17 protein-coding genes are annotated in these 14395 nt (G+C 39.7%); 11 read left to right on the forward strand and 6 right to left on the reverse strand.

Annotated elements, in window-relative coordinates:
• Window positions 1-17: 17 nt before the first annotated feature.
• Window positions 18-1436, forward strand: coding sequence for an aldehyde dehydrogenase family protein (locus EIZ39_RS14125; RefSeq protein ID WP_129200621.1), 1419 nt, complete (start codon window positions 18-20; stop codon window positions 1434-1436).
• 46 nt (window positions 1437-1482) lie between these two features.
• Here EIZ39_RS14125 and EIZ39_RS14130 read toward each other — a convergent pair whose 3' ends face one another.
• Complete coding sequence (locus EIZ39_RS14130; protein ID WP_129200622.1) at window positions 1483-2742, reverse strand: L-lactate MFS transporter; 1260 nt, start codon at window positions 2740-2742, stop codon at window positions 1483-1485.
• A 610-nt stretch (window positions 2743-3352) separates the two neighbouring features.
• Here EIZ39_RS14130 and EIZ39_RS14135 point away from each other — a divergent pair.
• From EIZ39_RS14135 to EIZ39_RS14155, 5 genes are all read left to right on the forward strand, one after another.
• A complete protein-coding gene (locus tag EIZ39_RS14135; RefSeq protein ID WP_129200623.1) occupies window positions 3353-3541 on the forward strand; it encodes a hypothetical protein in 189 nt (62 codons plus the stop codon).
• Between the two features lie 202 nt (window positions 3542-3743).
• Entirely contained in the window at window positions 3744-4409 is a 666-nt protein-coding gene (locus EIZ39_RS14140) for a hypothetical protein (RefSeq protein ID WP_129200624.1), read from the forward strand.
• A 102-nt stretch (window positions 4410-4511) separates the two neighbouring features.
• Window positions 4512-4610, forward strand: coding sequence for a sporulation protein YjcZ (locus tag EIZ39_RS14145; protein ID WP_129200625.1), 99 nt, complete (start codon window positions 4512-4514; stop codon window positions 4608-4610).
• A 131-nt stretch (window positions 4611-4741) separates the two neighbouring features.
• The gene (locus tag EIZ39_RS14150; protein WP_129200626.1) at window positions 4742-5698 is read left to right on the forward strand and encodes a calcium/sodium antiporter; all 957 of its coding nucleotides are present in this window, start codon (window positions 4742-4744) and stop codon (window positions 5696-5698) included.
• A gap of 76 nt (window positions 5699-5774) precedes the next feature.
• Complete coding sequence (locus EIZ39_RS14155; RefSeq protein ID WP_129200627.1) at window positions 5775-6206, forward strand: hypothetical protein; 432 nt, start codon at window positions 5775-5777, stop codon at window positions 6204-6206.
• A gap of 65 nt (window positions 6207-6271) precedes the next feature.
• Here the strand turns inward: EIZ39_RS14155 and uvsE are convergent, their stop codons facing one another.
• The 3 genes from uvsE to EIZ39_RS14170 all read right to left on the reverse strand — a co-directional run bounded on the left by uvsE (window position 6272) and on the right by EIZ39_RS14170 (window position 8465).
• Complete coding sequence (gene uvsE / locus EIZ39_RS14160; RefSeq protein ID WP_129200628.1) at window positions 6272-7183, reverse strand: UV DNA damage repair endonuclease UvsE; 912 nt, start codon at window positions 7181-7183, stop codon at window positions 6272-6274.
• A gap of 108 nt (window positions 7184-7291) precedes the next feature.
• Window positions 7292-7588, reverse strand: a complete 297-nt coding sequence (locus EIZ39_RS14165) for a hypothetical protein (RefSeq protein ID WP_129200629.1) — start codon at window positions 7586-7588, stop codon at window positions 7292-7294.
• Window positions 7589-7688: 100 nt separating this feature from the next.
• Window positions 7689-8465: a YiiX/YebB-like N1pC/P60 family cysteine hydrolase gene (locus EIZ39_RS14170; protein WP_129200630.1), complete on the reverse strand. Its 777-nt coding sequence runs from the start codon at window positions 8463-8465 to the stop codon at window positions 7689-7691.
• A gap of 192 nt (window positions 8466-8657) precedes the next feature.
• Between EIZ39_RS14170 and EIZ39_RS27735 the strand changes: the two genes are divergently transcribed.
• Together EIZ39_RS27735 and EIZ39_RS27740 are read left to right on the forward strand one after the other, a co-directional pair.
• The gene (locus EIZ39_RS27735; RefSeq protein WP_368666318.1) at window positions 8658-9881 is read left to right on the forward strand and encodes an ATP-binding protein; all 1224 of its coding nucleotides are present in this window, start codon (window positions 8658-8660) and stop codon (window positions 9879-9881) included.
• 9 nt (window positions 9882-9890) lie between these two features.
• Complete coding sequence (locus EIZ39_RS27740) at window positions 9891-10199, forward strand: STAS domain-containing protein (protein WP_368666319.1); 309 nt, start codon at window positions 9891-9893, stop codon at window positions 10197-10199.
• 53 nt (window positions 10200-10252) lie between these two features.
• On the opposite strand, the gene EIZ39_RS14185 is transcribed toward EIZ39_RS27740, so the two are convergent.
• Complete coding sequence (locus EIZ39_RS14185; protein ID WP_129200631.1) at window positions 10253-10645, reverse strand: acyl-CoA thioesterase; 393 nt, start codon at window positions 10643-10645, stop codon at window positions 10253-10255.
• A gap of 164 nt (window positions 10646-10809) precedes the next feature.
• On the opposite strand from EIZ39_RS14185, the gene EIZ39_RS27745 reads away from it, so the two are divergent.
• Window positions 10810-11772: a GNAT family N-acetyltransferase gene (locus tag EIZ39_RS27745; RefSeq protein ID WP_164985096.1), complete on the forward strand. Its 963-nt coding sequence runs from the start codon at window positions 10810-10812 to the stop codon at window positions 11770-11772.
• Entirely contained in the window at window positions 11773-12513 is a 741-nt protein-coding gene (locus EIZ39_RS14195) for a DUF3109 family protein (protein WP_129200632.1), read from the forward strand. It abuts the gene before it with no gap.
• Window positions 12514-12578: 65 nt separating this feature from the next.
• Here the strand turns inward: EIZ39_RS14195 and EIZ39_RS14200 are convergent, their stop codons facing one another.
• Window positions 12579-12911, reverse strand: coding sequence for a hypothetical protein (locus EIZ39_RS14200; RefSeq protein ID WP_129200633.1), 333 nt, complete (start codon window positions 12909-12911; stop codon window positions 12579-12581).
• A 222-nt stretch (window positions 12912-13133) separates the two neighbouring features.
• On the opposite strand from EIZ39_RS14200, the gene EIZ39_RS14205 reads away from it, so the two are divergent.
• Complete coding sequence (locus EIZ39_RS14205; protein ID WP_129200634.1) at window positions 13134-14300, forward strand: sensor histidine kinase; 1167 nt, start codon at window positions 13134-13136, stop codon at window positions 14298-14300.
• Window positions 14301-14395 lie beyond the last annotated feature (95 nt).

The raw sequence follows: 14395 nt of genomic DNA on the forward strand, positions 1-14395 counted from the left end.
TAAGGGGGGATAACTAAGTGAGAAAACAGCTTTATATTCATGGAGAATGGCTAGAAGCGAAAGAATATCGTCCTCTATACAGTCCGTATAACGGGGAGCAAATTGCCGAAATTCCTTACGCCGATGCCGCTGAAGTCGAAATGGCGATTGCTTCCGCTGAGAATGCGCGCCCCATCATGGCCAAGATGCCTGCCCATCAGCGGGCAGATATACTAGAAAGGCTCGCTCAGCTGCTTGAAAAGAAGGCAGATGAAGCAGCTCGCATCATCGCGTTAGAAGCTGCGAAGCCCTTAAGCACCGCGAAGGGGGAAGTAGCAAGAACAATTATGACGTATAAATTTGCCTCTCAAGAAGCTAGACGCATCCATGGGGAAACCATCCCCATGGATGCAGCCCCTGGGGGGGAAGACAGAATCGCGTTTACGATTCGCCAACCCTTAGGTGTGGTCGCTGCGATTACTCCGTTTAACTTTCCTATGAACCTAGTAGCTCATAAAGTAGGTCCTGCCATCGCCGCAGGGAATACGATCGTTCTCAAACCGGCTACTCAAACCCCGCTGAGCTCTCTATTTTTGGCCGAGCTCTTACACGAGGCAGGATTGCCGGCCGGTGCCTTTAACGTAGTAACCGGAAGCGGCAGTACGGTTGGAGAGCAGTTGATTGCTGATGATCGGGTGAAAGTCATTACTTTTACAGGAAGTCCTGCCGTTGGAATAGGTATTCGAAACAAAGCCGGATTAAAAAGAGTCACCTTAGAGCTAGGCTCAAATGCTGCGCTGATCGTAGATGAGGGTACAGATGTGGACACCATACTAAGTCGTGCCATTATGGGAGCTTTTGCCTTTGCAGGTCAGGTATGTATTTCTTTACAGCGAGTTTATGTCCATGAAAAGATGTATGATGAATTTGTTGAAAAGTTCGTAGAGAAAACAAAGAATCTAACTTTAGGCGATCCAATGGACCCAGCAACAGAAGTATCCGCACTTATTAGCCCTAAGGACGTGGAGCGCTCTTTGGACTGGATTGAGGAAGCAAAGCAAAAAGGGGCAATCGTTGCCGCAGGTGGCCAAAGGAATGGAAACATTTTGGAACCTACTGTCCTACTTAACGTTGATCCACAAGCGAAGGTCTCTTGCCAAGAAGTATTTGCTCCTATCGTGTTAATAAATAAAGTAGCATCTGTTGACGAAGCCATTCGTTATGTTAACGATTCACGTTATGGATTGCAAGCAGGGATCTATACAAACAATGTCTTTACTGCATTGCGAGCTGCTGAAAGTTTAGAGGTAGGCGGTGTGATGGTCAATGATATCCCAACGTTCCGTGTGGATCATATGCCATATGGAGGAGTAAAGGAAAGTGGGGTAGGCCGTGAAGGATTAAAGTACGCGGTTGAGGAAATGACTGAAATGAAGCTCGTTTGTTTGAAAAAGTAAGGAAAAGAAGGATCTACCGTTCCAGACGAGTAGATCCTTCTTTGTATTAAGCAATTGCTTGTTTTTGTTGCTCTTGATTACGGTACTTCTTAATATCAGCTCGAAGCATAATGGAGATGAAGAAAGCTAATGTAATCATTCCTAGGAAAACATAAAAGACGGGAATGTAGCTGCCTGTTGCGCCTTGAATTTTACTTACTAGCAGCGGACCGATAATTCCCCCAAGAGACCAGGTGGTTAAAAGATATCCATGGATCGCCCCAAGTTGCTTTGTTCCGAATAAATCTCCAATAAAAGCAGGAAGGTTAGAGAATCCACCACCATAGCAACTGACGACAAGGAAGATGAGCAGCTGGAATAAAAGAACATTGGTCGTAAGAGGAAGAGTTGCAAACGCTATGATTTGAATGATGAAGAAAATTAAGAAAATATTGTGCCTACCAATATAATCGGAAGCTGCAGCCCAGCCCAATCTTCCTCCACCGTTAAAGATACCCATAATTCCGACCATCGTCGCAGCTGCTGCGGCGGACAATCCTACTACATCTTGAGCCATAGGTGAAGCTACGGAAATCATCATAATTCCTGCACTTGTGTTGATAAGCATCATAGACCACAGCATCCAGAAATGTTTGGTTTTTACCGCTTCTTTAGAAGTTAATTGTCTTAAATCTTTAATGATCACTTTTTGCCCAGATGCGATTGCCTTCTTCATGCCATCTGGCATCCAACCATCTTTAGGAGGGGCGATATAAGAAGCACCAAGCACCATGAGGGTGATATAACATGCGCCTAGGATATAGAACGTACTAGGAATTCCGACTGATACAATGAGAGTTGCAGCTACGGGAGCCGTAGCAAGAGCGCCAGATCCAAACCCAAGTACCGCCATCCCGGTAGCTAATCCTCTTCGATCAGGGAACCATTTAACCAGAGTAGATACAGGAGAAATGTAACCGATTCCAAGACCTAAGCCACTTAACAAACCATAAGTAAGCAAGAAGAGCTTAGAAGAGTCGATCGATACTGCAAAGCCGGAACCTACCTGTCCTAACCCGAACAATACTGCTGCAAGTAAGGCTGATTTTCTTGGTCCTTGTCTTTCCACAAACTTACCGAAAATAGCTGCAGACATTCCTGCAAGCGCCATCATTATGGTGAAAGATAAAGTAACATCTGTTTCGGACCACCCTGCCGTTTCAACTAATGGCTTTTTGTAGACGCTGTAAGCATAGGCAGCACCGATGGAAATATGGATCGCAATAGCGGATAAAGCAATGAGCCATCTGTTTTTCGTTACCTTCATGGTTTTCCTCCTTTAATAGAGTAATTATCTAGAATTTAGGTTAGCATAATTATAATAAATTTTAGAATGTTACGCATAAATCGGTTGTGAATGGCGATAATTTCAGTGTGAAAAGTAGTATTAAGGGGCTAAGTTGCATAGGCAGGGAGAGTTTTCAACCTTTCATTAGATAACTACCGTTACGTATCACATGAAAAAACCATCCGCAAAAGGATGGTTTTCTCGCATTCATTATATTAAAAGAACCTAATCTTTCTAGCATCTTGGTGATATTCTGTGTAGTGTAACATTTGATCAATCTCTCGTAACTTTCTTTCTGCTTGCTTTTCTGCGAATTTACCATAAAGATACTTAAACATGTGTCGTGCCATCTCCAATGTTTTTAATTTATCTACGTTGTACATCGTATACCAAATTAGGTGGTGCGTCAATATTTATTTCAGTAAACGTATTGCGAAATCCGTCGAAATATGGTATCGGTTACAAAACTGATTAATTACGGTAGTTGTTTTATTAAGAAAATATCTTGTGTAATATTATAAAGAAGGAAAATTTAGAAAAGTGTAGTATATTATATAGTAGCTGTTGTAATCTCAAAAGGAGGTCGGGAATGATGAAAACCGTTTATTTGATGTTTTGCCAGGACTGTGGATTGCCTAAGCCGTTATCTCCCCACGTACTCATCCAATATATTCACCAAGAAGCGGTTAAAAAAATTTATTGTGATAACTGCAAAAGCGAAAATGTCATTCCCGAATATCTACGGAAGATTGCTATCGATTTGGTCAAAGAGGGATAAAAATGAATGAAAAAACTCAAGTTTGTTCACATCACCCTATTCTTGGAATAGGGTTTTATTTTTCATTTAGTAAAAGGCTTTCACAGCCTTTGGATGGATGGACAGGAATCTATGAAACCTTTCGGATGAAAATAAAGGTAAAGGTACTGTAACTAATGGAGGTCGCTCATCGTCTATAGAAGAGGGAGGAGAGTGGATATCAATGCCTATCGTACTGTTGTTACTAATTCTTTTGATTGGGTGCCAACCTGTGGAGCAAACTGAGAAAGAACCCGAGCCAGCGATCAACACGGAGATTACCCCAACTTTATCGGTAGCCTCATTGTCAGATGAAACAAAACGGATAATTGGTGGATTAGGACTTGACCAAGTGCAAGTTTTTGATTTAGAAAATAATACGATTGAACCTCTTATGGTTCATTTGTCGGTGGAATGGTTTGAAAACGGGGTAAAGCAAGAAGATTTGCTACATATGGGAATGGGGAAGTCAAATGCGATGCAAGAGCAAAGAAAAAAGAGCCAGGTTCTTTTTTCATATGATTTTAAAGAGGTAGAGGGTTCAAAGGAAAGAAGCATGCATATTTCTGCATCGATTATGGATAAAGGGGGAAGTTCGAGTACCGAACGAGAGGTGGCTCTTCCCGTTCTCTCTGGAGGACGATTAACTAGCCCTTTAAACGAAAAAGTAGATCTAATGATGAACCGGCCGGTAACTGTCCTTACAATATTAGAAGATGATGACGGTAATGGAATCAGTTATAACGGAAGACTTTTTGCGCAGTATGACGAAACGGGTGAAGTCCCTGAAGAGATGCTTGAATATGATCGCGTCATCTTGTTTCGAGTGAAGCTATTGGAGGAGAAGTAAGAGGTCTTCCATTTTACGCAATTGACTAGTATACTCGCCCTTACATTTCACAGGATTCTTCATATGATAGAGTATCTTCTGAAATGAAAGGAGGTCTATCTCATGAGTGCTGTAGGTGTTGGATACGGCGGTGGTATCGCCTTCATTTTGGTGCTTTACGTTTTACTTGTCATTGTTAGTCGTACAGGATGGGGATATTAATAGTAAAGGTGAAAAGGAACGGTTGAAACATACCGTTTCTTTTTTCATTTTGCTGGCTTGAATTCCATTTGATTCCTTAATAATGTATACTGGATATTATTTACACTTGTCATTATGGATGGTGATTTGAAGTGACCTACCTTTTATTAATACTCGGTTTTGCCTTGCTCATCAAAGGTGCAGACTACTTCGTGGAAGGGGCTTCTAAGATTGCTCAAGGTCTCCAGGTTTCCCCTTTGCTGATTGGTTTGACGATTGTAGCGTTTGGTACCAGTTCACCAGAGGCCACAGTGAGTATTGTTGCGGCCTTTGAAAATAATGCGGGGGTTGCCATAGGTAATGTCGTGGGAAGTAATATTTTTAATATTACATTTGTAGTGGGATTGACAGCGCTTTTGAATCCACTTAGTGTCGAAGATGAAACGATTCGAAAGGAAATTCCTTTTACTCTCTTAGCCAGTGCGGTTCTACTTGTCTTGATTAATGATGTTCTACTTCAAGGGATGAGTGAAAATCTTATTACGAGAAGTGATGGACTTATTTTCTTGCTTTTCTTCGCGATTTTTCTCTACTATATTTTTGAAGTGGCTAGACATAATCGAGAAAAAGGGAAGCGCGCAAGCGCATTGCCAATGGAGATTTCATGGGGTAAGAATATTGTGTTTACTCTTGGTGGCTTAGCAGCCATAATCTTTGGCGGAGACTTGGTTGTAAGTAGTGCAACTGAACTAGCTATTTCATTTGGGATGAGTGAAACATTAGTAGGTCTGACCATTGTAGCGGTCGGTACATCTTTACCTGAGTTAATTACCTCGATTACCGCAGCGATAAAAAAGCAAAGTGAAATCGCCCTTGGTAACATCGTCGGAAGTAATATTTTTAATATCCTTTTTGTTCTCGGTGCAGCGTCAGTGATATCTCCACTTGCTGTAGACAGTAAAATTTATGTAGATGTGATCCTAATGATTGTGCTCACAAGTGTTTTACTTATATTTTCCCGCACCTATTATAAGGTTGGGAAATATGAAGGAATGATATTAGCAGTTGCCTATGTCATTTATATGGCTTACATATTGATGAGGAACTAATGTAATCAATAAGGTGATGAAACGATGCAACTTTAATCCTCTCAATTACGTCAATATTCTAAGAGGGGGGATTTCTGTGAGATATAAATATAGTGTGTTGGCTTTCCTTATTACTGTTTTAGCCCTTACTGGTTGTGGAACAACGGAAGAATCTTTGGAATTAAAAATGACAAATATGAATACATCTGTAGGGTTGTTTGAACACGATCCAAATTATCAAAAATATACATACGAGGTTAGAGTTGAAAATGTTTCTTCGGTTCCTGTAGAAGTTGACTATGCTGAACTTGTCATTCTCAATGATGTGAAAGTTAGGATGAAAGAATCTAACTTGAGACTCACGGTTGATGGCATGATGGAGAAGGATGATTTTATTACGTTGAAGGGAGCCTTCTTATTTAAGGCTGATGATTTGACTAAAGAGGAAATTACTTCTCTTAAGATCATTGAGGGTGTGATGATGTACAAAAAGAATGGGGAAACTTATTTTGTGAAAACCAATTTCTAGACCATAAGCCCTTAAAACAAAGGGAAGCTCTAATCGAATGAGCTTCCTTTTTCTTATTCAAAGTATTATACCGGTAATGGGTCTATCACTCCAATGTCTTCGTACAATCTTAACAATGCTTTATCTTTCAGCTTGGCCTCAATCATTAAATCAATATCCCGTCCGTTAAGAAGAACCATAAGACGATCATAATCATCTTTGAAAATGTATTCATGATGGTTCGGATCCAAAGGATGTGTGCGACCGCTGCTGATGTGCATTTTCGGCTTTCCTAACCCATTCCATGAATGAAATACTTCATCTAGCATGGGTGGCAGGGGTTCATCATTATGATGACAGTTATGGTGATGAATATCGAAGCAGACAGCAAGTTTCTCCCCGTGTTCCGCTTTGAGGGTTTGGGAAATGTCCAATACGTCTCTTAAATGATAAGTGTTGTGATCGTTTTCTAAACGAAGCTTATCCCGTATTCCTTTCTCTAGCCGGAGATAATTGGCAATCCATCTGTTTTTAGCTGACTCGATGTTGCCATAAGCTCCACCGCCGTGAATAATGAGATCAGTGCCACCCACTAAATCTAACACTCGATTATGATAAATTAAGTCCTCGATAGATTTATCGACTATAGCCGGATTCTCCGCAGATAAAACAGTGTATTGAGCGGGATGCATGGAAAGTCGCAGGTCGTAGGTCTGTTGGAGTTGTCGAATTTGCTCTGTCCATTTTGTAACATCGGGATCTTCCCACCAGCGATAGTCCATCCCTGGAAAGCTTGCGAGCGGAACAATATTCGTACTCATTCGATGAAAGAAAATGCGGTGCATTATATTCCACTGCAAAATATGTAAGAGCCGAGCGAAATTGTGAATGGTCAATTCTTTAATAATGGAATAGCCTTGGTTTTCCCATGTTGCCTTTCGACAAGTACGATAATTTCCTTCTAAACTTAAATTGATGGACGAATACCCAAGTCTCATATGCCGCTCCCATTGTTTAAGATTAATATCCCTTAGTGTATACCTCTGAATGAAGGATATGTGAAATTAAAGGGTAGTCTCTAGTGTTAGAGGCTACCCTTTAGTTTATTAACGATTGCCGATATTAATATTTAAGTCAGGATCAAAGTTAAAATATGCTTGAGTCTGCGGGTTCACTTCGAGATGCGGATTGATTTGCAAATGCGTCTGTAACTGAGGGTTAAACTGAAGGAAAGGCATTCCAACAGCTTGATACATCTGATAGGCTTTCATAGCGTGTTCGTTCATCTTGCTCATGTATTTTTGAAATGTTGGTTGGTCCGTTGCTTGAGCCACTTTCTGCTTGTAATAATTCATCTTAGCCATATGATGTTTAAGCATATCGAATTGATCAGCGCGGTTCATTTCATTATCGCCTCCAGTAATATAGGTTCTCTATAACCTATTCAAAAAGTCTACGGGCGTTATAGACAAACACCCATTATTCGACTTCAAGTCCTATTTTTTAATGGAACTCAATAAAGAAATGAAAATCTGGATGTTTATAAACAAGCTGGAAACGGTTGTCGTTTTCCAGAGATGACGAAAGATTTAAAGGGGCAAAAACAATGAAATCATTTTCTAATGTAAGACCCGCACCATAGTAATAACTCAGCCAGATTAGCTTGGAGCAATAGATGGAACCCCATTGATCATTAAGAGGTACGTCGGGAAGAAATGAAAACTCAGGGTATTCCTTTCCACTATTTTTGTTTTTTTGATATTGCAGGACATATTGATAAGCGTAATTCCTTGCTTTATGGCCTAAATTGGGATCTTTAGGTCTATATTGTACATGTCTAGGGTGTTCTGATAAAAAATGCTCGAGAGGATAGAATCTAACCTGGGGATCTGTCATGACGGCTTCTGCGATGGTATTCTTATCAATGATTAGAGCCGAATGTCCCATATACCCGGGTTGAAGCCCGTTGGTATTATCACTGGCAACAAGAATATCACCAGGCTGGAAATCACGCGGATCTCTTTCAGTTTGAATATGATGATTATAGAATAAACTGGTCCGAACTCTACCTCCATCTAGAAAAATACTAACGATATTTAGACTTTTATGTCCGCTATTAAACCACGTTGTAGGGATCTGTAACACGGGGACAGGGAGGTAAGAGCCGATATAGGTACGATCAAGATATAGCTCAAAATACTGCAGGGGTATATCCACTAAGTTAAATGTTAAGGTAATATAGTTTTCACCTTGTAGGCCAAGTACTATAGGTCTGTTCATGTAGGGTCACCTCGCTTCCTAATGTATTCGTCAGGCCCAGAAAATGTTTGTAATTCATTATCAAACCTTGGGATTCATTTCCGCCTTACTGCATAATAAAAGAAAGTTAGTAATAAAAGGGTTTGTCTACCATTTAATAGAATAGAATAAAGGTAGATAAATATTAAAAATGTGTTGAGAGGAGAAGTCACATTGTCTCAAAATGATGGAGATAAGATCTCAAAAGATGAGGTCCATCTGAATCAACTAGCCTCAGTAGGACAAATTGCTGCTGGGATTGCTCATGAAGTGAAGAATCCATTAACGGCAGTCAAGGGTTTTTTACAATTATTAAAAGAAAAGCATGACGATGCATATATAGATATTGCCCAAACCGAGTTGGAGGATGCCATCTCAACATTGGAGAATTTATTAGATGTATCAAAACCAGATTTACAGGATGAGCCCTATCAATCCTTAAACACAAGTGTTGAATTAGAGGCACTATTCCCCCTTTTTCAAGATCAAGTCTATCGAGTTCAGATAAAAAGACACCTCACTCACACGGATTCAACTGTTTATGGAAAGAAAAATCAACTTAAAAAAGCCCTTTTTAATTTATTGAAAAATGCGTTTGAAGCCATCCCGGGTGAGGGAACTATCACAGTAGAACATTATGAAGAAAGTAATTACATATTTATTTCTATTGAAGATACGGGAATAGGTATCCCCGAAAAAAAGATTCGAATGCTTGGAACCCCTTTCTATACAACAAAGTCAGACGGCACAGGAATGGGATTAACGCAAGTTTTTTCTGTCATTTATGATCACAATGGAAAGATTGAGGTGCGGAGCGTAGAAGGTAAAGGTTCAAAGTTTATTATTAAATTACCAAAAGAAACGATTAAGCAAAGTCGCGGAGTGATTACGCTGAAACCGAATTTTAAAGAAGGTCAAGATATGAAATCGTTCTTTTTGAGTAATCAAAATCTTTTCGAGAAGCGTTTGCTCACAGAGGCCGTCAATGTAAAAAATAAAATTGATGAAATATTAAAAATAGGTAATATTGACCTTCTTAATAATGCTCATAAGCTAGTGCTCTATATTGTAGAGGGTAGGGAACATGAATTAATTACTTTTGCTAGACATGAAGGAGTGGCATGGGCCAAATTTTCGTTAACCCTCGCATTTAAGCTAGAATGGATACAAGCGATAAGAAGAGTAATTTGGGATTTTCTCTTTAACTATGATCGTCTATCAAAGGATTCCTATAGTAAAGAAGACATTTATAACCTTGAAAAAAGTGTCAATGAACTGATGGATCGTTTTCTAAATTATTTCTTTATGAGCTATTCTGAATACAAGGATCATCTAATACAAGAGCAAAGGAGTATCGTTGAAGATCTGTCTGTACCCATTATTCCCCTCACGCAGTAGATGTGTATATTGCCTTTAATCGGAACCGTCGATAAAATTCGTATGGCTACCATTGAAGATAAAGTGATATCTCACGTTAGTTTATTTAATATAGAAACTCTGATTATTGACTTTTCTGGTGTAGCGGGTATGGAATCCGCTGTTCTTCAGCGCGTGATGAGTGTCCTTAATGGTATTAGCATGATGGGTTGCGAAACGGTTATAACAGGCTTACGCGCTGAAATTGTAAAAATGATGATTAGCAATGGCTTAACTTTCGAGAATAAAGCAATTACGAAAGGTACCTTACAGCAAGCTTTGGATAAATATCTTGCATAGTATAAATAAGAACTCTCTTCCTGGGTTGGTAGAGAGTTCTTCTATTAGAAAAATTATTCGTCCTTATGTTTCTCAAGTTCACTCCGTATAGAATCCGGAATGGCTTCAGGCTTTTGGGTTTCATAATTAAAGTGGACATATACTGTAATAGCTTTTACACATAATTGATGGTCCTGGTAGATTTCCTGATAAATCGTGAAGCTCGAATTGCCAATCTTTTGGATCGTTGTCTGTACCTCTGCTGGTTTTCCATAGTAAAGTTGTCCTACATAATCGATCGAAGAGTGAGCTAAAATGAGATTCCACTTTGCAAAGTCTACGTCAGGTATAAATAACGTATTGATTTCAGTAATACCTGCTTCAAGCCAGACAGGGACAACAGTATTACTGATATGACCTGTACCGTTCGTTTCTGATAGACGAGGTTGGATATTGGTTATATACATAAAGGTATTTCTCCCTTCCCCTTAATTACTCGATGTGGATGATTTTTAGATGGTAGCATAGAAAATGGTTTTTTGTCATGGTAGTGTCGAAAAAAAGATTTATTTTTGAGTAAATGTAATCTATTCTTTATTACATAAAAGCTAGATAGAAGGAGAAAACAAGAATGGAAGTTGAACTACAATATTTTAAAAGTGCGGATTTTGAACAATTAATACAATGGGCAGGCTCCTCCCGATTCTTGCTTCAATGGGCAGGTCCAAGTTTTCAATATCCTTTGGATGTTGAACAGCTAGAACGTTACATTGAAGGTGCAAATGTACAGGGTTCCGATCGCCTGATCTATAAGGCCGTACATCGAGAGACCGGAACGGTAGTGGGTCATATTTCCTTAGGAGCTATTGATGTACAAAATGGCTCGGCAAGGATTGGAAGAGTGTTGATTGGGGATCCGAATTTTCGCGGGCAGAAGCTGGGAGAAAAGATGGTTAAGGAAGTATTGAAAATCGCTATTGATGAACTTAAACTGCATCGTGTTAGCCTAGGTGTATTTGATTTTAATACCACAGCCTTGGCTTGTTACAGAAATGTAGGGTTTAAACAGGACGGAGTTTTAAGGGATATTCGCAAATTTGAAAATGAGTATTGGAATCTCGTGGAGATGAGTATTCTTGAAGAGGAATGGAGAGGGCAGCTTGGAATGGACATTCGTTATACGCGAGATGTTCCAAGTCCCCAGGATTTATTTGAACTATATGATGCGGTAAGATGGAACAATTACCTAAAATCACCACCCGAAAAATTACATCAAGCTATGGTTCAAAGCTGGTGTGTGATGAGTGCTTATGACAGTAGGAATAAATTAATTGGAACAGGGCGCGTGATATCCGATGGGACGATCCAAGCCTTGATCTGTGGCCTAGTTGTACATCCGGAGCATCAGGGCAGAGGAATAGGAAAGGAGCTGTTTAACAGGTTAGTGGAGAAATGTAGAAAAGACAGTCTTCATATTCAATTATTGTGTACGGAGGCATTGGTGCCTTATTATAAGAGGTTAGGTTTTGAAACATTTGCAACGGGAATGAAGGATAAAGTAATGCCAAAAATAGACCAAGCCGGGGCGATGTAAGTGTCTCTCTTCTATTACGGAACACAGGACCAATTATCTAAGAAGGAAGCTTTTCATCTCAAGAAATATTACAAAAAGCATTCCTTTATTAGTTCTGGTCGTTTTATTATTGATCCAGCTATTTTTACTAATGTAAACCTTGATTGCAAAAATTGCCATCGGGTGCACGTGATGACGTGCTGCGAGGGGGGACAGCCTTATTCTACAGACCCGGAAAGTGAGGAAAAGCTAAGGAAAGCTGCCCCTTCGATCATCAAGACCTATCTTGACGAGAAGCGACAGTGGGAGGCTGATCAATCTGGTTATATGGAGAAGTTCGCCGTGGGTCCGCAGCATCCGACTATCAAACTGTGTGAGGGAAATTGTTTCTTTTTTGTTAAAGATGACGATGAATCCTACTGCAGCATCCACCGATACGCACTTGATCATCAGCGTTCTCCATTAGACTTAAAACCAATGAGCTGTTCTTTGTTTCCTTTAGATATTATTCAAATGGATTCAACTTTGTTTGTCACCGCGATTACCCCTGAAACGACAGCATTTTCTCGATGGGGATATGAATACAAAGATCACCTCTGTGTAAATAGGGAGATAAGAGAGGCTGAGCAGATTTCACCTGAGTTATTTTCTATTGATGGATACCGTCCCGCTTGGGAATGGTGTCGCGATTTACTACAGACAACATTTGGTGACGAGATCATCACGATCATCATGCAAAGCGAAACAACGAATGGTACTTGAAAGTGCTCTTTCTCTTCATAAAGAAGGAGCAGGCTTCATGCCTGCTCCTGATGCTTTTTACATGACTAGTCCTTATTTGTATCTTTCTTTGTTGCAGAGTTGGGGAGGATTATTTTAGGTGCATCGTCATTCTCGTTAATAACCTCCACCAAAGGATCTAGATCAATAACCGATGAAAAAAGCTGCTGAGTGATGGTCTCGAAATCCAACTTTTCGACATTCAATCCCAGATTCTCCACTTGAACTAATAAATCCTCCATCGATTCCTGCATTGTGAATTGTTGAGTAATAGCATAAGCACACCATTCTGCAGTTGAAACTCCAGCTTCTTCAGCTATCTCTTCTACTCTTTTTAATAATTCAACATCCAATTCAATGGTTAATGACGTTTTTTCCACAATGATGACCTCCTGCCTAGATTTTTGATATTCTATTCTTTCAGGTAGGTTTTTGTGCTGATATGAACTTTAAATAACATCCATTGTCTAAATATGATATTTGCAGCTTTAATTATTAAATTTGCAATTGATGAGTTTTATTTGCAGTTCCCATTCTATGTATCTTAAGAGATTTAAGATATAATATTGATAATTGACTACTTTTTCCAAGGGAAAGTTATAATGACAAACAACCAATTAAAAGCGAGTTTGCTTGGACAAGCACCTATAATCCTACAATCCAATATACGTGATATGTGTTGCCGCAGCGAAAGATTTCAGAACTTCTTCGATCAACATTTACTCTTAATGAAGCCTGTTCTTACGGAAGGAATAAGGGGCATGATGGAGTCGATTTTCATGAGCGACGAGGAGTATCAAGTTTATCTTCGTAAACTTCAGGAGGATAATAGAGAACTAGGAAGTACGTTTCTCCTGAAGATTCCTGAACTAACAGCGAATGATGTACTACAACTGAATCAAAATTTATATATGCATCTTATGCGGACGGTGGCCCAATTGTTAGAAACAGAACTCGGATCATCCATCAATAAACCGGATATCATTGAACGTTTATATCTGACGTTCTCTACATCTGATCATAGCTTTCTCCAGGGCTATCTTCAATTAAAGGACAAGCAGGTGTTTGATCTTCATCATCAGAAGATTTCCTTAATTGGTCAAATGGCCGCGGGTATGGCGCATGAAATTCGTAATCCTTTAACGTCAATTAAGGGCTTTATCCATCTGATCATGGAACAAATGAATAAAGAGACACTCGGTAAAGAGGATCTAAAATTTTATTTGGAAGTTTGTGAAGAACAAATGAATTCACTTGAATCTGTGGTCTCTAATTTTCTTTCACTAGCCCGCAATAAATCTAAACAAGCACCTGCCGAGGTGTTTACTCTTCAATCTGTAATGGAAAGATTGAATGTTCTTGCTCAATTCTATGCTCTCGAGAAAAGCGTGTTCTTTACCTATCAACTCCCGGAAAGTGAAATTGAGCTCTATGGTTCACCGAGTGATCTGGAGCAAATCTGTCTTAACATTATTCGTAATGCGATGGATGCCGTTTCAACAGGTGGCCATGGTAAGGTGCATGTAGAGGCAATATATAAGGAGGAGCAAAAGGTTATCCATCTCGTTATACAGGATAATGGCCAAGGAATGTCTTCTGATATGTTGAGTAAGATATGGAATCCTTTTTTCACCACAAAGGAAACGGGTACTGGGCTTGGACTTGCGATTAGTCGCCAGCTCATAGAAGACATGGGTGGGACGATTGATATTGGCTCGATTGAAGGAGAGGGAACTGAGGTAACAATTACATTACCTGTGAAGGATTGAACCTGATTAAATCATGGTGGTATGCTTTAACAACTTTAGTGTAACAGAGCCCTCTTTTAGAGGGCCTTTTAGTGCGCTTGGCAGCGCACTATACT

The organism is Ammoniphilus sp. CFH 90114, from assembly GCF_004123195.1.
Lineage (GTDB): Bacteria > Bacillota > Bacilli > Aneurinibacillales > RAOX-1 > YIM-78166.

What these genes read in the sequence shown, in the direction of transcription:
- EIZ39_RS14130 (WP_129200622.1), bottom strand. Translation starts at nt 2,742, where the DNA reads ATGAAGGTAACGAAAAACAGATGGCTCATTGCTTTATCCGCTATTGCG.
- EIZ39_RS14135 (WP_129200623.1), top strand. Translation starts at nt 3,353, where the DNA reads ATGATGAAAACCGTTTATTTGATGTTTTGCCAGGACTGTGGATTGCCT.
- EIZ39_RS14140 (WP_129200624.1), top strand. Translation starts at nt 3,744, where the DNA reads ATGCCTATCGTACTGTTGTTACTAATTCTTTTGATTGGGTGCCAACCT.
- EIZ39_RS14145 (WP_129200625.1), top strand. Translation starts at nt 4,512, where the DNA reads ATGAGTGCTGTAGGTGTTGGATACGGCGGTGGTATCGCCTTCATTTTG.
- uvsE (WP_129200628.1), bottom strand. Translation starts at nt 7,183, where the DNA reads ATGAGACTTGGGTATTCGTCCATCAATTTAAGTTTAGAAGGAAATTAT.
- EIZ39_RS14165 (WP_129200629.1), bottom strand. Translation starts at nt 7,588, where the DNA reads ATGAACCGCGCTGATCAATTCGATATGCTTAAACATCATATGGCTAAG.
- EIZ39_RS14170 (WP_129200630.1), bottom strand. Translation starts at nt 8,465, where the DNA reads ATGAACAGACCTATAGTACTTGGCCTACAAGGTGAAAACTATATTACC.
- EIZ39_RS14185 (WP_129200631.1), bottom strand. Translation starts at nt 10,645, where the DNA reads ATGTATATAACCAATATCCAACCTCGTCTATCAGAAACGAACGGTACA.
- EIZ39_RS27745 (WP_164985096.1), top strand. Translation starts at nt 10,810, where the DNA reads ATGGAAGTTGAACTACAATATTTTAAAAGTGCGGATTTTGAACAATTA.
- EIZ39_RS14205 (WP_129200634.1), top strand. Translation starts at nt 13,134, where the DNA reads ATGACAAACAACCAATTAAAAGCGAGTTTGCTTGGACAAGCACCTATA.